The organism is Bradyrhizobium sp. CCBAU 53338, from assembly GCF_015291665.1.
Classification (GTDB): domain Bacteria; phylum Pseudomonadota; class Alphaproteobacteria; order Rhizobiales; family Xanthobacteraceae; genus Bradyrhizobium.
Window position 1 is genome coordinate 6,337,266 of record NZ_CP030048.1, and the last position, 21,101, is coordinate 6,358,366.

Here is a 21,101-nt window from a genome sequence, read left to right on the forward strand (position 1 = left end):
GTCGGCCTTAGCGAATGGCTAGCCCCAGCTCACGTCATGGCGCGCGAGGACCTCGCGCACTTTTAAAATGAGATCGGCCTCGCTGCACGAGAACTGTGCCGGACGCGTCTCGCGCCATTCCTGGTTGGAGGCGATTGCGGCGGCCGCCTTGGCGCCCTCGATCAGATCCTTGATCTGCAGCTCGCCGCGCGCCTTTTCATCCGAGCCCTGGATGATCACGCAAGGCGAGTTGCGGCGGTCGGCATATTTGAGCTGGTTGCCCATGTTCTTGGGATTGCCGAGATAGAGCTCGGCGCGGATGCCGGCGGTGCGAAGGCTCGCAACCATCTTCTGGTAGTCGGCGACGCGGTCGCGGTCGAACACGGTGACGACGACGGGGCCGACTTCGGGCCGCGTGTCCAGCTTGCCGAGCAGTGTCAGCGCTGCCTGCAGCCGCGACACGCCGATCGAGAAGCCGGTCGCGGGCACCGGCTCGCCGCGGAAGCGCGAGACGAGGCCATCATAACGACCGCCGCCGCCGACCGAGCCGAAGCGCACGGGACGGCCCTTCTCGTCCTTGGTGTCGAGCAGCAGTTCGACCTCGTAGACGGGGCCGGTGTAATATTCGAGGCCGCGCACGACGGAGGGGTCGATCTTGATGCGGTCTGCGCCGTAGCCCGACGCCGCGACCAGTTTTGCAATTTCTTCCAGCTCGCTCACGCCGGCCTGACCGACTTCGCTCTTGGCGAGATAAGTTTCCGCCGCAGCGATGGCCTCTTTCCAATCCTCGCGCGGTCTGGTGATGGCGAGAACGACATCGGCCTCCGCGGCACTGAGGTTGGCGCCCTTGGTGAAGTCGCCCTTGCCTTCCTCGCCGCCATCCCATCGTCCGGGACCCAAAAGCTTGCGGACTTCGTCGGCGGAAAACTTGTCGAGCTTGTCGATCGCGCGCAGCACGGTCAGCCTGCGGGCCGCGTTCTCCTCACCCGCGAGCCCGATGGCTTCGAGAACGCCGTCGAGCACCTTGCGATTGTTGACCTTCACGACGTACTGGCCGCGCGCAACGCCGAGCGCCTCCATCGTGTCCGCCGCCATCATGCAGATCTCGGCATCCGCCGCCGGCGTTGCCGAGCCGACCGTGTCGGCGTCGAATTGCATAAACTGGCGGAAGCGGCCGGGGCCGGGCTTTTCGTTGCGGAAGACGTAGCCGACACGGTAGCTGCGATAGGGCAGGACCAGACCGTCGGTGCCGTAGCGCTCGCCGACATAGCGCGCGAGCGGCGCGGTCAGGTCGTAACGCAAGCTGATCCACTGCTCGTCGTCGTCCTGGAACGAGAACACACCCTCGTTCGGACGGTCCTGGTCGGGCAGGAACTTGCCGAGCGCGTCGGTGTATTCCATCGCCGGCGTCTCCACCGGCTCGAAGCCGTAGAGCTCGTAGACGGCGCGGATCTTCTCGACCATCTCGCGCGTCGCCCGGATCGCCGAGGGATCTCGATCCTCGAGCCCGCGCGGAAGTCGCGCCTTCAGTTTCTGGGGTTTTTTGGGTTTTTCGGCCATGCGGGCGTTTACCAGCCGACGCGCGGTGCGGCAACCGGCCTGTTCTCCCTCTCCCGCAAGCAAGCGGGAGAGGGAGATGACCTCAAAACACCTTGCGGATCCAGTTGTGCGGATCGTTGGTGCGGCCGTACTGGATGTCGACGAGCTGCTTGCGCAGGCCCATGGCGACGGGACCCGCGGCGCCGCCGCTGATCTCGAAATCGCCGCTGACCGAGCGCACTTTGCCGATCGGCGAGATCACCGCGGCAGTACCGCAGGCGAACGCTTCCTTCAGCCTGCCCGAGGCCGCATCCTTGCGCCACTGGTCGAGCGAATACGGCTCCTCGCGCACCGTCTTGCCGGCATCGCGCGCGAGCGTGATGATGGAGTCGCGGGTGATGCCGGGCAGGATGGTGCCGAGCGGCGGGGTCGAGAGCGAACCGTCGTCGAACACGAAGAACACGTTCATGCCGCCGAGTTCCTCGATGTAGCGGCGCTCGACCGCATCGAGGAAGACGACCTGATCGCAGCCGTGCTGGATCGCCTCGGCCTGCGCACGCAGGCTCGCCGCATAATTGCCGCCGCACTTCACCGCGCCGGTGCCACCGACAGCTGCGCGCGTGTAATTCTCGGAGACCCAGATCGAGACCGGCGCGGGGCCGCCCTTGAAGTAGGAACCAACAGGCGAAGCGATCACCGCAAAGATGTATTCCGACGACGGCTTCACGCCGAGGAAGGTCTCGCTCGCGATCATGAAGGGGCGCAGGTAAAGGCTGCCCTCGCCGCCCGGCATCCAGGCGCGGTCGATGCGCACGACCTGCTCGACCGCCTCGATGAAGACGTCCTCCGGGATCTGCGCCATCGCCATGCGATCGGCGGAGTCCTTGAAGCGGCGTGCATTGGCGTCGGGGCGAAACAGGTTCACCCCGCCGTCGTCGCGCTTGTAGGCCTTGAGGCCCTCGAAGATTTCCTGGGCGTAGTGCAGGACGGCGCCGGCCGGATCCATCTGGAAGTTGGCGCGCGCCTCGATCTTCGCCTCGTACCAGCCGCCCTTGGCCTGGTTGTAGCGGACCACAGCCATGTGATCGGTGAAGACGCGTCCGAAGCCGGGGTCGACCAGCTTGGCGACCCGGTCCTTCTCGGGCGTCGGATTGGATGCGGGCTGGATGTCGAATTTCATGCTCATGTCCTTGCCTCCCGCTGCCGATGGCGGCGCTGTTCTGGCGCCCGCCTGCCCGTTTCGGGCCCCGGCTGGCTTGATTAGATTGCTGGCTGAACCACCGCCAGCCTTGTTACGGCCGGTTTCCGTGACCAGCATGTCGCCGAGGACATGCTTTTGCGGAAGGCGGAAGTCCAGTATGTTTTGCCGAAATGCCGCTCGACAATCGCACGGTAGATCTGACCCGGCCGTTGCCGCCTGTCCGGCTCTCTCCGGCCGCTCTTAGAAATACCACCCGACGCGAAACGATCTAAAATTTCGTGCGGGTTGATCGTTTTGTAACATTGAACCCAAGATACGTCAATATGCCTGACATAAATTTCGCGACTCCCCCTCAAGACGCTGCCGAGCCACGCCCGGCGGCAGGCGATGGAGGCAATTTGCGCTGGGATATCATCGAGCTGCTGTTCTTCGCCTATCGCGATTTCGTAGGTGACCCCGACCAGGAGCTGGAGGCTTTCGGCTTCGGCCGTGCCCATCACCGGGTCATGCACTTCGTCTACCGCTACCCCGGGCTGAAGGTCGCCGACCTGCTCGACGTCCTGCGCATCACAAAACAGTCGCTCGGCCGGGTGCTCAAGCAACTCCTGGACGAGGGCTATATCGTGCAGAAGACCGGCGACAACGACCGTCGCCAGCGCCTGCTTTATGCGACGCCGAAGGGCGAGGCGCTGGTGCAGAAGCTCGCCGGCCTCCAGACCACGCGCATCACCAAGGCGCTCGCCGCGATGGCGCCTGACGATGCCGAGACCGTCAAGCGCTTCCTGCGCGCGATGATCGACCGCGACGATCCGGACAAGGTGCTGGAGACGATCTTCGCCACCAATCCAGACTCGAAGGAGTGACCGTGCCGCTCGCTGCCACGCTCGCCCGCCCGCCGGCCCAACCGGCCGACGACGCCCCGCATCTTCTGCTGGTCGACGACGACCGCCGCATCCGCGATCTGCTCTCACGCTTCCTCGCGGCCGAAGGCTATCGCGTCACCACCGCCGCCAGCGCCGGCGATGCCCGCGCGAAACTGCTCGGGCTGCATTTCGACCTGCTGATCCTCGACGTGATGATGCCCGGCGAGACCGGCTTCGATCTCGCCCGCTTCATCCGCACATCCTCCTCGGTGCCGATCGTGATGCTGACGGCGCGGCATGAGGCCGAGGCCCGCATCGAGGGCTTGCAGATCGGCGCGGACGACTACGTCGCAAAACCGTTCGAGCCGCGGGAGCTGGCGCTGCGCATCAACAACATCCTCAAGCGCGCCGCGCCGCCGGTGCAGGCTGCGATAGTCGAGAAGATCGCGTTCGGTCCCTACGTCTATCATCTGGATCGCGGCGAGTTGCGTCAGGGCGAGGAAGTCATCCACCTCACCGATCGCGAGCGGGAGATGCTGCGCATTCTCTCGGAAACGCCGGGCGAGACCGTGCCGCGCAGCGCGCTGACCGGCAACGGCAGCGTCAACGAGCGCGCCGTCGACGTGCAGATCAATCGCCTCAGGCGCAAGATCGAGACCGATCCCGCCAATCCGCTCTTCCTCCAGGCGGTGCGCGGCATCGGCTATCGCCTGGTTGCCTCGCCGTAGACCATAGTGAAGCACGAGCGATGAGCACGATCGATACCGGCCTGACGCTTTTGAAGAGCGCGGCCGGCCGCGTTTCGGCCGCCAATGGCTGGATGGGCAATGCGTTCAAGGGCTGGATGCCGACCGGCCTCTATGCCCGCGCGCTGCTCATCATGATCGTGCCGATGGTGATCCTGCAATCGGTCGTCGCCTTCGTGTTCATGGAGCGGCACTGGAACACGGTGACGCGCCGCCTGTCGGCCGCGGTGGTGCAGGACATCGCGGCGCTGATCGACGTCTACAAGGGCTATCCGCAGGACAAGGACCGCGACCAGATCCGTCGCATCGCCCAGCAGCGCCTCGGCCTCGTCGTCGATTTCCTGCCCGCCGGTGACATGCCTCCGCCGGGACCGAAGCCGTTCTTCTCGCTGCTGGACCAGACGCTGTCGGTGCAGCTCGGCCGCCAGATCGGGCGCTCGTTCTGGATCGATACGGTCGGCCGTTCCAACCTCGTCGAGATCCGCATCCAGCTCGATGATGCCGTGATGCGCGTGTTCGCGCAGCGCAGCGCGGCCTATGCCTCGAACTCGGAAATCTTCCTGTTCTGGATGGTCGGGACGTCCTCGATCCTGCTGATCGTGTCGGTGCTGTTCCTGCGCAACCAGATCAAGCCGATCCTGCGGCTCGCGGACGCCGCCGAAAGTTTCGGCAAGGGCCGCGAGGCACCGAACTTCAGGCCACGTGGCGCGCGCGAGGTGCGGCGCGCAGCGGGCGCCTTCATCGAGATGAAGTCGCGCATCGAACGCGCTATGGAGCAGCGCACCGCGATGCTCGCCGGCGTCAGCCACGATCTGCGCACCATCCTCACCCGCTTCAAGCTCGAGCTGGCGCTGATCGGCGACAATCCCGAGCTCGAAGGCATGCGCAAGGACGTCGACGAGATGTCGATGATGCTGGAGGATTACCTCGCCTTCGCCCGCGGCGATTCCGGCGAGCAGTCGCAGCCGACCGACATGGCGCAGGCGCTCGAGGAATTGCGCAGCGACGCCGAGCGCCACGGCCATACCGCGACCGTGACATTCAGCGGCCTGCCGGTGGTGACGGTAAAGCCGGCCTCGTTCAAGCGGTGCCTGGCCAACCTCGTCACCAATGCGGCGCGCTACGGCCAGGCCATCGCCATCTCAGGCCAGCGCGATCATCGCTACCTGACCGTCACGGTCGACGACGACGGCCCTGGCATTCCCGCGCATTTGCGCGAGGAAGTGTTCAAGCCGTTCCTGCGGCTCGACAATGCCCGCAACCAGGACGAGGGCGGCACCGGCCTGGGGCTCGCGATCGCCCGCGACATCGCCCGCTCGCATGGCGGCGACATCACGCTCGGCGACAGCCCGATGGGCGGATTGAGGGCAAGCGTGAGGATTCCGGTTTAGCTGATGAGGCCAAGCGCAATCCGGGCTGCGATCTCACCACCTCACTTCGGCAGCAGTGCCTTCAGCTTGTCGACGTCGCGCACGTTCATCTTGAAGCCGCCGGGCATCACGATGTCGCCGGGCTTCTGGTCCGGCTTGCAGGCGCCGAGCCATTTCGCCTCCAGCGTCATGGTGGTGTCGCGCCCCGCGGTACCCGCGGCCCCGCCTTGCGCGTGCGAGGAGGTCTTCACCGTATAGGCCGAATTGAAATCGCCCGTGATCTCGGCGTGCGAGGTGGTGTTGATGCCGGCGATGCTGCACTCGGAATCGCTGACATAGCCGGTCGACGTCTTCTTGATGTCCTGCCTGGAGCAGACCCGCTTGGCCATCGGGGAGATGTTGTTGCTCATCTCCTTGTCGACGCTCTCGTCGGTGCAGTGCTGCATGGTCATCTCCGGCATCGCCGAGCCGGACCTGACCATCTTCATTTCCCAGAGCCCCGCCTTGCGCACCGGCAAATCGTCGGCGAAAGCGCTGCCCGCCGACAACAGAAGACAAACGGCCGAACCGAGCAAAGCAAGCTTGCGCGTCATAGGAGAGACTCCCGGCTGAGACGTCGTGGCGTGATCTTGTTGGCGCTCCGATACGCCTCAGTAGAGCGTGCGGATCGGCCGGTCGGCGGCGCCGTAGGGCACCCAGCGGCAGGAAAACGAGATGTAGCCGCCCTCGTAGGCCTGCACAGCGAGGAATTTCACCACCTTGCCGTAGCGCGCGCAGTGATCGACCGCGACCTGGCGCGCATCGGTCTGCGTCGCCATCGAATAGGCGATGATGCCGCCGGTGTCGTTGCCCTTGAAGGGCGGCACCGGAAGGAGGTCGGCGCGCGCCGATTGGCTCGCCATCATACCCAGGGCAAGAAGGCCAGCGGCCGCAATGATTCGCATTCCCGTCACTCCGATTGGTTGGGACCAGTTTACGGTGCCGACGCGGCGGTGAAAAGAACGGAAGGCCTGTCCACTGCGACGTTTTGATCAACTCCTGGCCAAGTGTTGCCGCGCTGCACTTGACCTCCCCCGCCCTTCGCGGCACCGTCCGACCTTCACAGATCATGCTGTCTGGATTGCCCATGCGCGCCTCGACCTCCCTGAAATCGCTTCGATTCGTCGCCGTTCTCGGCCTCATGTTCGGAGCGCTGTCGCTCACGGAGGCCAAGGCAGCCAATCCGCTGGAGCTGAACTTCTGGCTGAGCGGCCCGCGTTACGACGGCAATGTCGCCGAATGCGACAAGGCGCTGCCGACGATCTCGACCCAGTTCTGGGAGAAGGAAAGCTCGTTCTGGAATTCGCCGCTGCGGATCACGGGCTTCTCGAACGTTCACGAGACCGCCTTCCGCCCCTGGGCGTCCGACAACATTCCGCGCCGCTACTGCACCGGCGAGGCCATGCTCACCGACGGCAAGGTGCGCCGGGTGCACTTCTCGATCATCGAGGATGGCGGCTTTGCCAGCTTCGGCCAAGGGGTCGAATGGTGCGTGGTCGGGCTCGACCGTAACTGGGCCTACAATCCGTCCTGCCGCGCCGCCAAGCCTTGAGCTGACGGGCCCTATCGGCCAACCAAGCGGCCGGCCCTCGATCACTTGAATTTTGTTCTTGAAATGTTCCGGATGGCTGCTAGGCTGATTGCACAGTCTGGTTGAGGGTGTCGCCATGTTTCATTTTAGATTGCAATCGTTCCCGCGTCTCGTGATCTCATTGACACTCCCGCTGATTCTTGCCGCCGGACTGGTCTCGCTGGCGGGCGGTGCGAGGGCCCAGGACAAGCGGCAGAACGCACCCGGCGAATTCGACTTCTATGTGCTGTCACTGTCCTGGTCGCCATCCTTCTGCGAGGAGGCGGCCGAGCGCGGCCGTGGCGGCGGGCGCCCAAACATCCAGTGCGAGGGACGGCCTTATTCCTTCGTGGTGCACGGGCTGTGGCCGCAATACGAGAACGGCTTTCCGGAATATTGCCAGCGGCCCTCGCCGCGACTGAATCGCAACATCGTCTCCTCGATGCTCGATTTGATGCCGGCGCCGGGCCTGATCTTCAACGAGTGGGACAAGCACGGCACCTGCTCCGGGCTCGACGGCCGCAACTATTTCGAGACGATCCGCAAGGCGCGCGCCGTGATCAAGATTCCGGCTGAATATCTCGACCTGTCGCAGGCCAAGACCGTGGCACCTAGCGAGGTGGAAGAAGCCTTCATCAAGGCCAATCCCGGCCTGAGCGACGCAGCCGTCTCGGTCACCTGCAACCGGACCCGGCTGTCCGAGGTTCGCATCTGCCTCAGCAAGGACCTGCAATTCCGCGCCTGCGAGGAGATCGAACGCCGCGCCTGCCGCCGCGACCAGGTGACGATGCCGCCGATCAGGGGTGGATAGTTGGATCAACACCATCATTCCGGGACAAGCGGAGCGTGAGCCCGGAATGACGGGAGTTACTTTCATCGCGTGATGTCGTAACTCTGCTGCCATGAACTACCGCCACGCCTTTCACGCCGGCAACTTCGCCGATGTCATCAAGCACATCGTGCTGGCTCGCATCCTCACTTACTTGCAGGACAAGCCGGCCGCCTTCCGCGTCATCGACACCCATGCGGGTGCCGGCCTCTATGATCTCGACAGCGACGAAGCACGCCGCGGCGGCGAGTGGCTGACGGGGATCGCGCGGCTGATGCAGGCGCGCCTCTCCAACGAGAGCGTCGCCCTGACCAAGCCGTACATGGACATCGTCCGCGCCTTCAACCCGAAGGGTGAGCTCAAGGTCTACCCGGGCTCGCCACTGATCGCGCGTGGCCTGATGCGACCGCAGGACCGGCTGGTCGCCTGCGAGCTCGAGCCGAAGGCGCGCAAGGCACTGATCGACGTGCTGCGGCGCGACGAACAGGCGCGCGTCGTCGATCTCGACGGCTGGATGGCGCTGCCCGCGTTCGTGCCGCCAAAGGAGCGGCGCGGCCTCGTGCTGATCGACCCGCCGTTCGAGGTGAAGGACGAGTTCGAACGGCTGGGCGAGGCCTTCTCCACCGCCTTCGCCAAATGGCCGACCGGTATCTATGTAATCTGGTATCCCGCCAAAAGCCGCCGTGCCACCGAGACGCTGGCCCAACTCGTGGCCCGGCTCGCAGCCGCAGCAAAGCCCCAGGGAAAATGCCTGCGTCTCGAATTCAGCGTCGCGCCGCAGACCGACGGCGGAGCCCTCACCTCGGCCGGGCTATTGATCGTCAATCCGCCATACACGCTGCAGAGCGAGCTCAAGACGATCCTGCCTGAGCTCGAAATGCCGCTCGGCCAAGGCGGCGCTGCCAGATTCCGTTTGGAAGTACCGAAGCCCTAAGCCGCCGCCATTCTTGGGAAAAATATGCAGTAGCGGTAGTCAATCTGCAAAGAACCGTATTATGCTGTTTCCGTGACTGGCTTTACGTTCCGCTTCCGCGAATGGTTGCGGCGGAGTGAAGGCCTAGAAAGATCCGGACGGACCGTTGGGTCTGCCCAAGGATGGCCAGCTCTCCCGGGCTTCGTAACGCCCGGTCATGTCGCGACGCGCGTCTGCGTTGCGACGGAGGAGCAATGAGGGGGAGTTTCCCGATGGCCAATACGGGAACGGTTAAGTTCTTCAACGGCGAGCGCGGCTACGGCTTTATCAAGCCGGATGACGGCGGTCGCGATGTCTTCGTTCACATCACCGCTGTTGAGCGGGCGGGACTGAAGGATCTTGCCGAAGGACAGCGTATCACATTCGAAGTCGAACCGGACAAGAAGGGGAAGGGGCCGAAGGCGGTCAATTTAGTGATCCTTTCGTAGCGGACCCGACCTGAAAACCTGGTGCAAAAAAAGTCCCGGCCGCGAGCGGCCGGGAGGCTGTTGTCCGGTATTTTCTTATTTGGCTATCAGAAGTGATAGTTCACGCCTGCGCGCACCACGCTGGCGCTATAGCCGTTTGACACGCCTGTAATGGCGAACTGGCTCGACGACAGATCGACGTAGAGATATTCGAGCTTGGCGCTCCAGTTCGGCGCGAAACCGACTTCTGCGCCGACACCGGCGGTCCAGCCCGCGCTGGTATGCGACTCCGTCCAACCGAATGTCTGTCCGCGCAGCTCGCCGAAGGCGAGGCCGGCGGTGCCATAGACCAGGATGTTGCTGAAGGCATAGCCGGCTCGCCCGCGCAGCGTGCCGAACCAGGGGTTGGAGAACTTCCACGGCGCGAACGTATCGTCGGCGCCAGCGGCCTGGATATCGCCCTCGACACCGAACACCCACGGACCGTTCTGGAAATTGTAGCCGGCCTGTACGCCCCCGACAAAGCCGGACGGCTTCACGCCCGTATTGCTCACCGAGCCCCACTCGTAGCCGAGATTGCCGCCGAGATACGGTCCGGCCCAGCTATAGGCATTGAGCGGCTGATTGACGGTATAGGGCGCACGCTGCCCGTAATTCAGATCGGCGGCCTCTGCCGAAGCCGTCCAGCCGGCTGCAACCAACGCAGCTGCGCCCACAACGAGCCTCTTCATCACACACTCCAACGCAACTGCCGTCACCGGGTGCGATGCCCGCGCCGCCGCGCCAGGCCAAATCGCATGGTTACGGAACCACCACTTTTTCGCGTAGGATTTATCGAGAGTTTTAAGTTAAAGGCCTGTTAAGACGGGTTACCGCGCTGTTAACAGGCTTAAGCAAGCGTTACCGGGAACTGCGCCGCCATTCTGTGCGTGCAGCATGGCCGGAACTTCAAATCAGTCCCCCCAGCGCCTAAATTCGCACCATGGTTCACGATTCCTCCGACACCCCGGACGACGCGCGCGCGCGCAAACCGCCGCAAGCCGCGACGGCCGATGCCCCGCCCGAGGGGCTGACACCGCCCGACCTCGATCCCGCCTCCGGCGGCGATGACGAGGAGGATGCGCGGCTGCCTGACATTCTGGAAGAGAGCGGCGCAATCGGCGAGGAGCCGCTGGCGACCGGCCACGAGGCGATCGAGCGCGCAGTGCGTCTCGCGCCGACCTCGCCCGGCGTCTATCGCATGCTCAGTGCGAACGCCGACGTGCTCTATGTCGGCAAGGCCAAGAACGTCAAAAAGCGCCTGTCGAACTATGCGCGCCAGAGCGCGCCGCTGCCGGCGCGCATCCTGCGCATGATCGCAGCCACGGTAACCGTGGAGATCGTCTCGACCACGACGGAGACCGAGGCGCTGCTGCTGGAAGCGAACCTGATCAAGCAGCTGCGGCCGCGCTTCAACGTGCAGCTGCGCGACGACAAGTCGTTTCCGTACATCCTCATCACCGGCGACCATTGGGCGCCGCAGATCCTCAAGCATCGCGGCGCGCAGACCCGGCCCGGCCGCTATTTCGGCCCGTTCGCCTCCGCCGGAGCGGTCAACCGCACCATCACCGCACTTCAGCGCGCGTTTCTGATCCGCTCCTGCACGGACTCCTTCTTCGAGAGCCGCACCCGGCCCTGCCTGCTCTACCAGATCCGCCGCTGCGCCGGCCCCTGCACCCGCGAAATCGATTTTCCCGGCTATACGACGCTCGTGCGGGAAGCCACCGATTTCCTCTCCGGCAAGAGCCAGGCGGTGAAGCAGGAACTCGCCGGCGAGATGGAGAAGGCCTCCGGCGACCTAGAATTCGAGAGCGCGGCGCTTTATCGCGACCGCCTCGCCGCGCTGTCGGCGATCCAGTCGCAGCAGGGCATCAATCCGCGCACTGTGGAAGAAGCCGACGTGTTCGCCATCCACCAGGAAGGCGGCTTCTCCTGCGTCGAGGTGTTCTTCTTCCGCACCGGCCAGAACTGGGGCAATCGCGCTTATTTCCCGCGTGCTGAGAAGACGTTTACGCCGGAGGAAGTGCTGGGCTCCTTCCTCGCCCAGTTCTACGACGACAAGCCACCGCCGAAGACCATTTTGCTCTCGCACGAAATCGAGGAGATGGAGCTTCTCGCCAACGCGCTGTCGATCAAGGCCGGTCACAAGGTCGAGGTGACAGCGCCCAAGCGCGGCGAGAAGAAGGAGCTCGTCACCCACGCGCTGACCAACGCGCGCGAGGCGCTCGGCCGCAAGCTCGCGGACACCGCAACCCAGAGCCGCCTGCTCGACGCCATGGCCACGACGTTGAGCCTGCCGCATCCGCCCAAGCGTATCGAGGTCTACGACAACAGCCACATCCAGGGCACCAATGCGGTCGGTGCCATGATCGTCGCCGGCCCGGATGGCTTTGTCAAAAACCAGTATCGCAAGTTCAACATCAAGTCGGAAGGGATCACGCCGGGCGACGACTTCGCCATGATGCGCGAGGTGCTGGAGCGCCGGTTCAAGCGCCTGATCAACCCGCCCGAAGAGGGCGCGGCCAAAGCCAAGGACGACGATTTTCCGCAATGGCCCGACCTCGTGATCATCGACGGCGGCCGCGGCCAGCTCAATGCCGTCAGGGAGATCTTTGCCAATCTCGGCCTGACCCAGGTATCGCTGATGTCGGTCGCCAAGGGTCCGGATCGGGATGCCGGCCGCGAGACCCTGTTCATGCCCGAGCGGGAGGCGATCAAGCTGGAGCCGCGCGACCCCGTGCTCTACTTCATCCAGCGCCTGCGGGACGAGGCACATCGGTTCGTCATCGGCTCGCACCGCAAGCTGCGCAAGAAGGACATCCGCGAGGCCGGTTTGCAGGAGATTCCCGGCATCGGCCCGTCACGCAAACGTGCCTTGCTGCATCATTTCGGAACCCTGAAGGAGATCGAGCGGGCCTCGATCGCCGATCTCGGCAAGGTTCCTGGGGTGAGCGCCGAGAGCGCCCGCAGGATATTCGACTATTTTCATCCCCAACCGGGGTGAACTAAAGGGGCTGTAGTCATATGGTCGTCGCATCCTGTACTCCATTTGGAGAGGGACGGTTGACCTTCAGACTTGAGCGGTATTGGTAGGACGGATGAACATCGCCACGACACGAGGGACGACCAGCCGCGCGATGTCCCTCCCGAACATCCTGACCTATGGCCGGATCGCCGCGATCCCGGTCGTGGTCGGATGCATCTATGCGCAGTCGATCATGGACTACCCGCTGTGGCTGCGCTGGCTCGCGGTGGCGATCTTCATTGGTGCGGCGGTCACGGACTATCTCGATGGCTATTACGCGCGGATCTGGAATCAGCAATCGGCGTTCGGCCGGATGCTCGACCCGATCGCCGACAAGCTGCTGGTCGCCTCGTGCCTCCTCATGCTGGCCGCCGACGGCATCATCCATGGCTGGTCGCTTTGGGCTGCCATCGTGATCCTGTGCCGCGAGATCCTGGTCTCAGGCCTGCGCGAATACCTCGCGGCGCTCCGCGTCAGCGTGCCCGTGACCAAGCTCGCCAAGTGGAAGACAACAGTGCAACTCGTCGCCATCGGCTTCCTGCTCGCAGGTCCCGCCGGTGACGAGGTGGTGCCCATCGTCTCGCTGATCGGCCTCGTCCTGCTGTGGGCCTCGGCGATCCTGACCATGTACACCGGCTACGACTATTTCCGCGCCGGCATCCACCACCTCATCAAGGAGGATGAGGGATGAAGGTGAAGTATTTCGCCTGGGTGCGCGAGCGCGTCGGCAAGGCCGAGGAGACCATCGAGCCGCCGGCGACGGTACGCACCGTCGAGGAACTGATCGCCTGGCTATCGGGCCAAAGCGAGGCTTATGCTTATGCGTTCGAGAAGCCGAAGGTGATCCGTACCGCGATCGACCACGCCCACGTCAAGGCCGACGCCATGATCGCCGGCGCCCGCGAGATCGCCTTCTTCCCGCCGATGACCGGCGGCTAGGCACATGAACTGCCCCGTCGCCATCCGCATCCAGGAAGACGATTTCGACATCGCGCGCGAGATCGCGGTCCTGACGAAAAGTCGCACCGATATCGGCGCGGTCGTCAGCTTCTCCGGCATTTGCCGCGCCGACGAGGACAGCTCCGATATCGCCGCCCTCACGCTCGAGCACTACCCTGGGATGGCGGAAGAAGAGATCAAGCGCCATGTCGACGAAGCCATGTCGCGCTGGCCGCTGAACGGCGTCACCGTCATTCATCGCGTCGGGCGGTTCATGCCCGGCCAGAACATCGTGCTGGTGCTCACGGCGTCACAACACCGCCGGGCGGCGTTCGAGGCCGCCGAGTTCCTGATGGATTATCTCAAGACCAGCGCCCCGTTCTGGAAAAAGGAAGAGAGCGCCACCGGCACCGGCTGGGTCGAGGCCCACGCCCGTGACGACGAGGCCGCCGCACGCTGGACCAAATCCTGATGGCAAGAGTTTCGAAAAAGACCACGCGCGGCCGCGCCGCGCCGAAGCTCGCGAAGGTGGAGCGCGGCGAGCTTCTCACGCTGCTCGATTTCGTCCGCTATGCGGTGAGCCGCTTCGTCGAAGCAAAGCTCGCTTTTGCCCATGGCACGACCGATCCGGTCGCGGAGGCAGCCTTCATCGTCTGCGAGGCCTTGCACCTCAATCCCGACCAGTTCGAAGGCTTTGCCCACGCCCGCGTCACGATTGCGGAAGGCAAGACCATCCTCGATCTCATCCATCGACGCGTTACCACGCGCAAACCGGCCGCCTATCTCGTCAACAAGGTCTACATGCGCGGCCTGCCGTTCTATGTCGACGAACGCGTCATCGTTCCGCGCTCCTTCATCGGCGAGCTCCTGGATTCGCATTTCGGCGGCGATGGCGAAGTGGGCTCGCTGATCGACGATCCCACGGCCGTGGAGCGCGTGCTCGATCTCTGTACGGGATCGGGATGCCTCGCGATCCTCGCCGCGTATCACTTCCCGAACGCTGTGGTCGATGCCGTCGACATCTCCAAGGGCGCACTCGAAGTTGCCGCCCGCAATGTCGGCGAACATGGGCTGGATGAGCGGATCACGCTGCATCGCGGCGATCTGTTCGCCCCGCTCAACGATAGAAAATACGATCTGATCATCACCAACCCGCCCTATGTCGACGCCGAAGGCATGGCGGCGCTGCCGCCGGAATGCCGGGCCGAGCCGAAGCTCGCCTTCGACGGCGGTGTCGACGGGCTCGACGTGGTCAGGCGCATTCTGCGCGATGCGCCCGATCATTTGACGCCGGACGGCGGCCTGATCTGCGAGATCGGCCGCGGCCGCGAGCTGGTCGACGAGGCCTTTCCGGAACTGCCCCTGCTCTGGCTCGATACCGAAGACTCCGAGGGCGAGGTGTTCTGGATTTCGGCCGCCGATCTCGGCTGATCCGTCCCGGCAAACGGCGTACCGGCGGAACAAGTCAAATTCCGCCACGTTCATCCCCCGACGATTTTCTCGCTCTCGGAGGATGTCCGCATGCTCGCGCCATCGGGCGAATTGCTGCGCGCCGGCGTGGCGCTGAAGCTCAATCATCTTAAGCGCGCAGCGCAGTCTTACCTGCGTGACCGGACCAGCCAGACCACGGGACGGGTCACGTCCTATGCGGTCGCGGCGGGATTGTTCGCTGTGGCCGGGCTGTTCCTGATCGCGGCCTTCTTTGTCGGTCTGATCGCGCTTTATCGCTGGGTTGCCATCACCTACGGGCAATTCTGGGGCCTTGGTGCCGTCGCAGCGGTGCTGCTGGTGTTGGCCGCAATCTGCGCCGGGGTAGCGATGGCGCAAATGAACCGCCGGACCAAACCGATCGTGCCTCTCGCCAGCCGGATGCGCGTGGCGATCACCACGCCGCGGATCCCGCGCGGAACGGTCAAGCAGGCGGTGAAAGAAGTGGCGACGACGATTCCGCTGGTTCCGCTCGCGCCAGGCGAACGCGCTCATGGTAACACCACCGCAACAACGCGCACCAACCGGCCGGTTCAGCTTGGCCTGATGCTCGCGGCCCTCACCCTGGCCGGCTTCACCGCGGCGCGCCGGCGGCGCCCCGCCCGCAGTCAGGATGCATGATGCCGGCGCAGCGGACCGGGCAGCTCGACTCATGGCTGCTGGTTGCCGCCACAGCCGTCTTCGTGCTGACCGCGGAACGCTATTTTCAGGAAACCGGCTTCCTTGCAGGCTCGTTGCAGAACCGCCGCAACAGCGAAGGACACTCGCCCGAGACCAGTCCGGCAGGCGCCGCAATGCAGCCCGGCCGTGGCCGCGGCTCGAAGAGCCCGCTCAATATCCCCTGGGCTGGCTGGAAGGATATTCTCTGGCGAACCTATCAGCGCATCGACGACGATCGCCTGCTCGCGACCGCCGGCGGCGTGGTGTTCTTCGGACTGCTCGCGATCTTTCCCGCCGTCACCGCACTCGTCTCGTCCTACGGACTGTTTGCCGATCCATCGACCATCAGCGACAATCTCCAGACGCTTGCGATGATGCTGCCCGCGGGCACGTTTGAGATCGTCGAAGACCAGGTCGCGCGCGTGGTGTCGAAAGGCAACGGCGTGCTGGGCGCCACCTTCCTGTTCGGCCTCGCGCTTGCGGTTTGGAGCGCCAATGCCGGGGTCAAGTCGATCTTCGACGCCCTCAACGTCGCCTATGAGGAGCGCGAGAAGCGCGGCTTCATCAAGCTGAACCTGATCTCCCTGTCGTTCACGGTCGGTGGCATCGTCGCGCTGTTGCTGATGGTGGCGGCCGTCGTCGCCTTCCCGCTCGCGCTCGATCATCTCGGCATCGCGCCCGAGAGCAAGCTGATCGTCGCGCTGGCGCGCTGGCCGCTGCTGCTCGTCATCCTGCTGGCAGCGCTCGCGATCCTCTACCGCTTCGCTCCCAGCCGCGACGCGCCGCGCTGGCAATGGCTGAGCATCGGTGCGGTGATGGCCGCCCTGCTCTGGATCGCAGGCTCCGCGCTGCTGTCCTGGTATCTGTCGGCCTTCGCCAATTACAACGCCACCTACGGCTCGCTCGGCGCTGCGATCGGCTTGATGACGTGGATGTGGATGTCCGCAATCGTCATCATGTTCGGCGCCGAGCTGAACTCGGAGATCGAACGGCAAACCCTGTGCGATACGACCACCGGACGGCCCGAGCCGCTCGGCAGCCGCGAGGCGGTCTCGGCCGACACGGTCGGCGCCGCCGCGCCGTCCTGACGATCTCCACGCCAGCCTGCGCGCCGCTATCCCCTCGAATCAACAATGATGTTAAGGTCATGCATGCTTGGGGAGCATGAGGCGCGACGGGTGCGAATTGCGACCCGTGTTTTCCCGGGTGAGGCAGTCAGCTCTTGAGGCGTAACGCGCGGCATGATTCGCATTTCGACGATCTTCATCGCCATCTGCATGGTTCTGGTCGCGGCCTCGCTCGGGCTCGTGCTCTACTCGGTCGCCGGCATCAGCGGAACCGAATCCGCGATCGTGGCGCTGACCGCGCTGACCTTCCTGATCCTCTACAACGCCGTCTCGATGCGGCTGCGCGACCGCAGCGATGTCGGTGGCCAGATCGCCGACCTTTCGCGCGGCACCGCCGACCTCGCCCGCCAGGTGGCCGAGTTCGGGCGCCGGCTGGCAGCGATGGAGGGCCGCGTCGCCTCGTCCAACTCAGCCAATTCCGATCGCGTTCAGTCGGTGGTCGGCGAGATCAACGAGCTCGGCGGACTGGTCAGGCAGCTCGCCGCCACCGTGTCTACCCATGAGGATCTGTTGGCCGGCAGCGCGCCGGCATCGGCACCCGCCCCCGCTGCAGTCGCCAGGACGGAGCCGGAAGCTCCGGTCGACCTGATTGCGCCCTTCGAGGAGCGGCCCACCACGCCTCCGCCGCTTTCCGCGCCTCCGCCACGGCCAACGCCGCCTGTCGTCCAGGCCCAGACCGCCAATGCCGTCCCGGCTGTCAACGGCCGCAACCAGACCCAGATCCTAGCGACGCTGCGCAACGCCATCGACGAGAACCGCATCGACATCTTCCTCCAGCCGATGGTGACGCTGCCGCAGCGCAAGGTCCGCTTCTACGAAGCGGTGACCCGGGTTCGCGACGAGCGCGACCAACTGATTGCCGCGGAAGAGTTCATCAGCATCGCCGAGGCCTCGGGGCTGATCGGCCGCATCGACAACATGGTGTTGCTGCGCTGTGTCCAGGTGTTGCGCCGGCTGATGGTGCGCAACAAGGATGTCGGCGTATTCTGCAACGTCGCGGCCTCGACGCTCGGCAATTCCACCACTTTCGCGCAATGCCTCGACTTCCTCGAGGCCAACCGGGCGCTGGCGCCGTCGCTGGTGCTGGAGTTCAAGCAATCGACCTTCCGCGCGCTCGGTCCGGCCGAAACCGAAAATCTCGCAGCGCTCGCCCAGCGCGGCTTCCGTTTCTCGATCGACCATGTCACCGACTTGCGGATCGAGCCGCGCGAGCTCGCCGACCGCGGTGTGCGCTTCATCAAGGTTCCGGCATCACTTCTGCTCGACCCGAAGCAGGCCTCGGCCTCGGACATTCACCCCTCCGACCTGTCTGATCTGCTCGGCCGCTTCGGCATCGACCTGATCGCCGAGCGGATCGAGGGCGAACGCGCGGTGGTCGACCTGCTCGACTACGACGTGCGGTTCGGCCAGGGCTTTCTGTTCGCGCCGCCCCGGCCATTGCGGCCCGAAGGGGCATCTGCTACCGGCGGGGCCTCGCCGAACCAGGCGCAAGACATTCAGGGATCCAATGGTTCCGGTACATCAAGCCCAAGCGCAGCAACATCAGCTGGGACACCTGCCGCCCCGTCACAGCGCGTCACTGGCAACGCGGCGCTCGCGCGCCGCATCTGATCGGCCGCGCGCATCATGACCACGCTGCATTTCGCACAAAGCCTGCGCGAGCTCGTGGGCGGGGTCGAGGTCGTGCTCAGCGACATCTGGGGCGTGGTCCATAACGGCCTGGAGTCCTTCCCCGAAGCCTGCGAGGCGCTGCACACCTATCGCAGCCACGGCGGTACGGTGATCCTGATCACGAATGCGCCGCGTCCGGCCGATTCCGTGCAGCGGCAATTGCGCAAGCTCGGCGTCGCCGACGAAACCTACGACGCGATCGTCTCTTCGGGCGATCTGACGCGGCTCTACGTCGCCGAGCATCCCGGCCGCAAGATGTTCTGGCTCGGCCCCGAGCGCGACAATTCGATCTATCGCGGCCTCGACGCGAAGACCGCGCCGCTAAAAGAAGCGGATTACATCGTCTGCACCGGTCTCTACGACGACGAGACCGAGACCGCGGAAGACTATCGCGGCATGATGCTGAAGGCGCGCGAGCGCAAGCTCACGCTGGTCTGCGCCAACCCCGACATCGTGGTCGAGCGCGGCGACCGGCTGATCTATTGCGCCGGCGCGATCGCCGAGCTCTATCGCGAGCTCGGCGGCGAGGTGATCTTCTACGGCAAGCCGCACCGGCCGATCTACGAGCGGGCGATGGCGCTCGCCGGCGAACGCCAGGGCCACCCGATCGACCGGAAAAAGGTGCTGGCAATCGGCGATTCTGTCCGCACCGACCTTACCGGCGCGCGCGAATTCGGCATCGACTGCCTGTTCGTCACCCGCGGCATCCACGCCGAGGAATTCGAGGGCCTCGACCAGCTCGATCCCAAGTCAGTGATGGAATTGTTCGGTCACCCGCCGAAGGCGCTGATGCGCGAATTGAAGTGGTGATTTTCTGACCGGCATTCCGGGGCGGTGCGTAGCACCGAACCCGGAACGAGGCACCAAACGCAGAAAGCCCGGGACGAGCGCCCGGACTTTCCAAATTCAGCCGATTGCTTTGCAGCGCGCTTACGCGCTCGCCATGTCCGGGAAGACCGCCTCGATCTTGGTCTTCAGCGTCGCCGCGTTGAACGGCTTGACGATGTAATTGTTCACGCCGGCCTTCTTGGCCGCGATCACGTTCTCGGTCTTCGATTCCGCCGTGATCATGATGAAGGGCGTGGTGGCGAGGTTCGGATCCGCGCGCACTTCGCGCAGCAGGTCGTAGCCCGTCATCGGCTCCATGTTCCAGTCGGAAATCACGAGCCCGTATTTCTTGCCGCGCATCTTGTTCAGGGCTGCCGAACCGTCGCTGGCGTCATCGATATTCTCGAAGCCAAGCTGCTTCAGCAGATTCCTGATGATCCGGATCATGGTGCTGTAGTCATCAACCACCAGAACCGACATCGACAAATCAACCGCCATCTCGACTCCCCCAACGCATACCCAGGAATATTTAAGAACGGATCTGCCAGGCCGGGACCCGCAGTTCCACGTTTCAAGCACTAGCACCAAGGCGTTAAACAGCGCGTTAACTGGGCCCGGCCGCGAAGAATCGGAATCGCGGTCAATGCAGCCGCCCCTCCCGCTTGACTTCGTTGGCCGGGTCAAGCCACGGTCCCGGCCGGTTCCGCCGGCTCGAGAATTCCCCTGATGGCCCCGCAATTTACCGTTATCCGCGATACCACGCCGGACTCTGCGATCCTGAAGGGGGCGGTAGTCGCCATGGGCAATTTCGACGGGGTCCATCTCGGTCACCGGGCCGTCATTGCCGCGGCCCTGGAGATGGGCCGGGCGCATGGCCGCCCCGCGCTCGCGCTGACCTTCGAGCCGCATCCACGCCGGTTTTTCAGCCCCAACACCCCGCAATTCCGCCTGACGGACGAGCGGGCTAAGCTGCGGCTGCTGGCCGGGACCGGGCTTGCCGGCGCCGTGGTCATGACCTTCGACAAGGCCAGGGCCGGGACTAGCGCGCAAGATTTCATTCACCATGACCTGATCGGGCGCCTCGGGGTCAGCGGGATTGCGGTCGGTTACGACTTCCATTTCGGCAAGGGACGCGTCGGCTCGCCAAGCCTCCTCGTCAACGAGGCCCCCCGCCTCGGCATCGAGGTCGACGTGCAGCCGCATGTCGATATCGACGAACGGCCGGTCTCTTCCAGCGCCATCCGGATCGCGCTCGCCGAGGGGCTCATCGACGAGGCCACGACCATGCTGGGCGCGCCTTGGTTCATCACCGGCGAGGTCATCCATGGCGAGAAGCGCGGCCGCGACCTCGGCTACCCAACCGCCAATATCCGGCTCGACGCCAATTGCGGCCTGAAGCACGGCATCTACGCCGTGCGGATCGGCCGCGGCACCGCGCGGCTGAACGGGGTGGCAAGCTTCGGCCGCCGCCCGACCTTCGATAATGGCGCGCCGCTCCTCGAAATCTTCCTGTTCGACTTCAAGGGCGACCTTTACGGCCAGACGCTGGACTGCGCCTTTGTCGGCTTCATCCGCGAGGAGCTGAAATTCAGCGATATCGACGCCCTGATCCGCCAGATGGACGACGATTCCGCGCGTGCCCGCGCCATGCTGGCCGCCGCCCCGGATGCGTTTCCGCGGCTCGGAACGGCCGATTGATGGCCCCAAACCAGCCTGCCGGACCTTTGCGCTTCCCTTTTGCGCTTCTCTTGGCCCCCTGCTATGGAGAGCCCATGTTTGCGCGGCGCATCATAGGGATTAGCGGCCCG

23 protein-coding genes are annotated in these 21,101 nt (G+C 64.7%); 17 read left to right on the forward strand and 6 right to left on the reverse strand.

Translation table 11 applies throughout. From position 1 onward, the window contains the following. Positions 1–18: 18 nt before the first annotated feature. Positions 19–1,539: a histidine--tRNA ligase gene (hisS, locus tag XH90_RS29735; protein ID WP_194477815.1), complete on the reverse strand. Its 1,521-nt coding sequence runs from the start codon at positions 1,537–1,539 to the stop codon at positions 19–21. Positions 1,540–1,621: 82 nt separating this feature from the next. Next, positions 1,622–2,704, reverse strand: a complete 1,083-nt coding sequence (locus tag XH90_RS29740) for a branched-chain amino acid aminotransferase (protein ID WP_194477816.1) — start codon at positions 2,702–2,704, stop codon at positions 1,622–1,624. A 338-nt stretch (positions 2,705–3,042) separates the two neighbouring features. Here XH90_RS29740 and XH90_RS29745 point away from each other — a divergent pair, with 338 nt between their 5' ends. The 3 genes from XH90_RS29745 to XH90_RS29755 are packed head-to-tail and all read left to right on the forward strand — an operon-like array spanning position 3,043 to position 5,719. Beyond that, entirely contained in the window at positions 3,043–3,582 is a 540-nt protein-coding gene (locus tag XH90_RS29745; protein WP_194477817.1) for a MarR family winged helix-turn-helix transcriptional regulator, read from the forward strand. After that, positions 3,579–4,310, forward strand: a complete 732-nt coding sequence (locus XH90_RS29750) for a response regulator (protein ID WP_194477818.1) — start codon at positions 3,579–3,581, stop codon at positions 4,308–4,310. The genes XH90_RS29745 and XH90_RS29750 overlap by 4 nt, the downstream gene beginning before the upstream one ends. Before the next feature lie 20 nt (positions 4,311–4,330). Then, the gene (locus XH90_RS29755) at positions 4,331–5,719 is read left to right on the forward strand and encodes an ATP-binding protein (RefSeq protein WP_194477819.1); all 1,389 of its coding nucleotides are present in this window, start codon (positions 4,331–4,333) and stop codon (positions 5,717–5,719) included. 41 nt (positions 5,720–5,760) lie between these two features. Here the strand turns inward: XH90_RS29755 and XH90_RS29760 are convergent, their stop codons facing one another. Both XH90_RS29760 and XH90_RS29765 read right to left on the reverse strand, forming a co-directional pair. Continuing rightward, positions 5,761–6,291, reverse strand: coding sequence for a DUF3617 family protein (locus tag XH90_RS29760; RefSeq protein WP_194477820.1), 531 nt, complete (start codon positions 6,289–6,291; stop codon positions 5,761–5,763). Between the two features lie 57 nt (positions 6,292–6,348). Next, positions 6,349–6,642 (reverse strand): hypothetical protein, encoded by a 294-nt coding sequence (locus XH90_RS29765; RefSeq protein WP_194477821.1) that lies wholly within the window; start codon positions 6,640–6,642, stop codon positions 6,349–6,351. A 182-nt stretch (positions 6,643–6,824) separates the two neighbouring features. Here XH90_RS29765 and XH90_RS29770 point away from each other — a divergent pair, with 182 nt between their 5' ends. The 4 genes from XH90_RS29770 to XH90_RS29785 all read left to right on the forward strand — a co-directional run bounded on the left by XH90_RS29770 (position 6,825) and on the right by XH90_RS29785 (position 9,537). Continuing rightward, complete coding sequence (locus XH90_RS29770) at positions 6,825–7,289, forward strand: hypothetical protein (protein ID WP_194477822.1); 465 nt, start codon at positions 6,825–6,827, stop codon at positions 7,287–7,289. Positions 7,290–7,404: 115 nt separating this feature from the next. After that, complete coding sequence (locus tag XH90_RS29775; RefSeq protein WP_194477823.1) at positions 7,405–8,118, forward strand: ribonuclease T2; 714 nt, start codon at positions 7,405–7,407, stop codon at positions 8,116–8,118. A gap of 91 nt (positions 8,119–8,209) precedes the next feature. Then, a complete protein-coding gene (locus XH90_RS29780) occupies positions 8,210–9,070 on the forward strand; it encodes a 23S rRNA (adenine(2030)-N(6))-methyltransferase RlmJ (RefSeq protein ID WP_194477824.1) in 861 nt (286 codons plus the stop codon). Positions 9,071–9,321: 251 nt separating this feature from the next. Further along, entirely contained in the window at positions 9,322–9,537 is a 216-nt protein-coding gene (locus XH90_RS29785) for a cold-shock protein (RefSeq protein ID WP_027534220.1), read from the forward strand. Positions 9,538–9,623: 86 nt separating this feature from the next. On the opposite strand, the gene XH90_RS29790 is transcribed toward XH90_RS29785, so the two are convergent. Beyond that, a complete protein-coding gene (locus XH90_RS29790; RefSeq protein ID WP_194477825.1) occupies positions 9,624–10,247 on the reverse strand; it encodes an outer membrane protein in 624 nt (207 codons plus the stop codon). A gap of 251 nt (positions 10,248–10,498) precedes the next feature. Between XH90_RS29790 and uvrC the strand changes: the two genes are divergently transcribed. The 9 genes from uvrC to XH90_RS29835 all read left to right on the forward strand — a co-directional run bounded on the left by uvrC (position 10,499) and on the right by XH90_RS29835 (position 19,275). Next, a complete protein-coding gene (uvrC, locus tag XH90_RS29795) occupies positions 10,499–12,559 on the forward strand; it encodes an excinuclease ABC subunit UvrC (protein WP_194477826.1) in 2,061 nt (686 codons plus the stop codon). A gap of 94 nt (positions 12,560–12,653) precedes the next feature. Continuing rightward, entirely contained in the window at positions 12,654–13,271 is a 618-nt protein-coding gene (pgsA, locus tag XH90_RS29800) for a CDP-diacylglycerol--glycerol-3-phosphate 3-phosphatidyltransferase (RefSeq protein WP_194477827.1), read from the forward strand. Beyond that, on the forward strand, positions 13,268–13,519 hold the full coding sequence (gene moaD, locus XH90_RS29805) for a molybdopterin converting factor subunit 1 (protein ID WP_194477828.1): 252 nt from the start codon (positions 13,268–13,270) through the stop codon (positions 13,517–13,519). The genes pgsA and moaD overlap by 4 nt, the downstream gene beginning before the upstream one ends. 4 nt (positions 13,520–13,523) lie before the next feature. After that, the gene (locus tag XH90_RS29810; RefSeq protein ID WP_194477829.1) at positions 13,524–13,991 is read left to right on the forward strand and encodes a molybdenum cofactor biosynthesis protein MoaE; all 468 of its coding nucleotides are present in this window, start codon (positions 13,524–13,526) and stop codon (positions 13,989–13,991) included. After that, positions 13,991–14,950, forward strand: coding sequence for a 50S ribosomal protein L3 N(5)-glutamine methyltransferase (gene prmB / locus XH90_RS29815; protein WP_194477830.1), 960 nt, complete (start codon positions 13,991–13,993; stop codon positions 14,948–14,950). The genes XH90_RS29810 and prmB overlap by 1 nt, the downstream gene beginning before the upstream one ends. Positions 14,951–15,040: 90 nt before the next feature. Beyond that, positions 15,041–15,628, forward strand: coding sequence for a phage holin family protein (locus tag XH90_RS29820; protein WP_194477831.1), 588 nt, complete (start codon positions 15,041–15,043; stop codon positions 15,626–15,628). Beyond that, entirely contained in the window at positions 15,628–16,755 is a 1,128-nt protein-coding gene (locus tag XH90_RS29825; protein WP_194477832.1) for a YihY/virulence factor BrkB family protein, read from the forward strand. Before XH90_RS29820 ends, XH90_RS29825 begins: the two co-directional genes overlap by 1 nt. 153 nt (positions 16,756–16,908) lie before the next feature. Then, positions 16,909–18,405: an EAL domain-containing protein gene (locus XH90_RS29830; RefSeq protein WP_194477833.1), complete on the forward strand. Its 1,497-nt coding sequence runs from the start codon at positions 16,909–16,911 to the stop codon at positions 18,403–18,405. Positions 18,406–18,420: 15 nt separating this feature from the next. After that, a complete protein-coding gene (locus tag XH90_RS29835; protein WP_194477834.1) occupies positions 18,421–19,275 on the forward strand; it encodes a TIGR01459 family HAD-type hydrolase in 855 nt (284 codons plus the stop codon). 120 nt (positions 19,276–19,395) lie between these two features. Here the strand turns inward: XH90_RS29835 and XH90_RS29840 are convergent, their stop codons facing one another. Beyond that, positions 19,396–19,791 carry a response regulator gene (locus XH90_RS29840; protein ID WP_007596883.1) on the reverse strand — a complete coding sequence of 132 codons (396 nt, stop codon included), beginning with the start codon at positions 19,789–19,791 and terminating at the stop codon, positions 19,396–19,398. Positions 19,792–20,019: 228 nt separating this feature from the next. Between XH90_RS29840 and XH90_RS29845 the strand changes: the two genes are divergently transcribed. Further along, positions 20,020–20,991: a bifunctional riboflavin kinase/FAD synthetase gene (locus XH90_RS29845; protein WP_194477835.1), complete on the forward strand. Its 972-nt coding sequence runs from the start codon at positions 20,020–20,022 to the stop codon at positions 20,989–20,991. The last annotated feature ends 110 nt before the right edge of the window (positions 20,992–21,101 follow it).

Excerpts from the sequence above, each read along its gene's own strand:
- hisS (WP_194477815.1), bottom strand. The coding sequence starts at position 1,539 with ATGGCCGAAAAACCCAAAAAACCCCAGAAACTGAAGGCGCGACTTCCG.
- XH90_RS29740 (WP_194477816.1), bottom strand. The coding sequence starts at position 2,704 with ATGAGCATGAAATTCGACATCCAGCCCGCATCCAATCCGACGCCCGAG.
- XH90_RS29745 (WP_194477817.1), top strand. The coding sequence starts at position 3,043 with ATGCCTGACATAAATTTCGCGACTCCCCCTCAAGACGCTGCCGAGCCA.
- XH90_RS29755 (WP_194477819.1), top strand. The coding sequence starts at position 4,331 with ATGAGCACGATCGATACCGGCCTGACGCTTTTGAAGAGCGCGGCCGGC.
- XH90_RS29760 (WP_194477820.1), bottom strand. The coding sequence starts at position 6,291 with ATGACGCGCAAGCTTGCTTTGCTCGGTTCGGCCGTTTGTCTTCTGTTG.
- XH90_RS29765 (WP_194477821.1), bottom strand. The coding sequence starts at position 6,642 with ATGCGAATCATTGCGGCCGCTGGCCTTCTTGCCCTGGGTATGATGGCG.
- XH90_RS29770 (WP_194477822.1), top strand. The coding sequence starts at position 6,825 with ATGCGCGCCTCGACCTCCCTGAAATCGCTTCGATTCGTCGCCGTTCTC.
- XH90_RS29775 (WP_194477823.1), top strand. The coding sequence starts at position 7,405 with ATGTTTCATTTTAGATTGCAATCGTTCCCGCGTCTCGTGATCTCATTG.
- XH90_RS29780 (WP_194477824.1), top strand. The coding sequence starts at position 8,210 with ATGAACTACCGCCACGCCTTTCACGCCGGCAACTTCGCCGATGTCATC.
- XH90_RS29785 (WP_027534220.1), top strand. The coding sequence starts at position 9,322 with ATGGCCAATACGGGAACGGTTAAGTTCTTCAACGGCGAGCGCGGCTAC.
- XH90_RS29790 (WP_194477825.1), bottom strand. The coding sequence starts at position 10,247 with ATGAAGAGGCTCGTTGTGGGCGCAGCTGCGTTGGTTGCAGCCGGCTGG.
- uvrC (WP_194477826.1), top strand. The coding sequence starts at position 10,499 with ATGGTTCACGATTCCTCCGACACCCCGGACGACGCGCGCGCGCGCAAA.
- pgsA (WP_194477827.1), top strand. The coding sequence starts at position 12,654 with ATGAACATCGCCACGACACGAGGGACGACCAGCCGCGCGATGTCCCTC.
- moaD (WP_194477828.1), top strand. The coding sequence starts at position 13,268 with ATGAAGGTGAAGTATTTCGCCTGGGTGCGCGAGCGCGTCGGCAAGGCC.
- XH90_RS29810 (WP_194477829.1), top strand. The coding sequence starts at position 13,524 with ATGAACTGCCCCGTCGCCATCCGCATCCAGGAAGACGATTTCGACATC.
- prmB (WP_194477830.1), top strand. The coding sequence starts at position 13,991 with ATGGCAAGAGTTTCGAAAAAGACCACGCGCGGCCGCGCCGCGCCGAAG.
- XH90_RS29820 (WP_194477831.1), top strand. The coding sequence starts at position 15,041 with ATGCTCGCGCCATCGGGCGAATTGCTGCGCGCCGGCGTGGCGCTGAAG.
- XH90_RS29825 (WP_194477832.1), top strand. The coding sequence starts at position 15,628 with ATGCCGGCGCAGCGGACCGGGCAGCTCGACTCATGGCTGCTGGTTGCC.
- XH90_RS29830 (WP_194477833.1), top strand. The coding sequence starts at position 16,909 with ATGATTCGCATTTCGACGATCTTCATCGCCATCTGCATGGTTCTGGTC.
- XH90_RS29835 (WP_194477834.1), top strand. The coding sequence starts at position 18,421 with ATGACCACGCTGCATTTCGCACAAAGCCTGCGCGAGCTCGTGGGCGGG.
- XH90_RS29840 (WP_007596883.1), bottom strand. The coding sequence starts at position 19,791 with ATGGCGGTTGATTTGTCGATGTCGGTTCTGGTGGTTGATGACTACAGC.
- XH90_RS29845 (WP_194477835.1), top strand. The coding sequence starts at position 20,020 with ATGGCCCCGCAATTTACCGTTATCCGCGATACCACGCCGGACTCTGCG.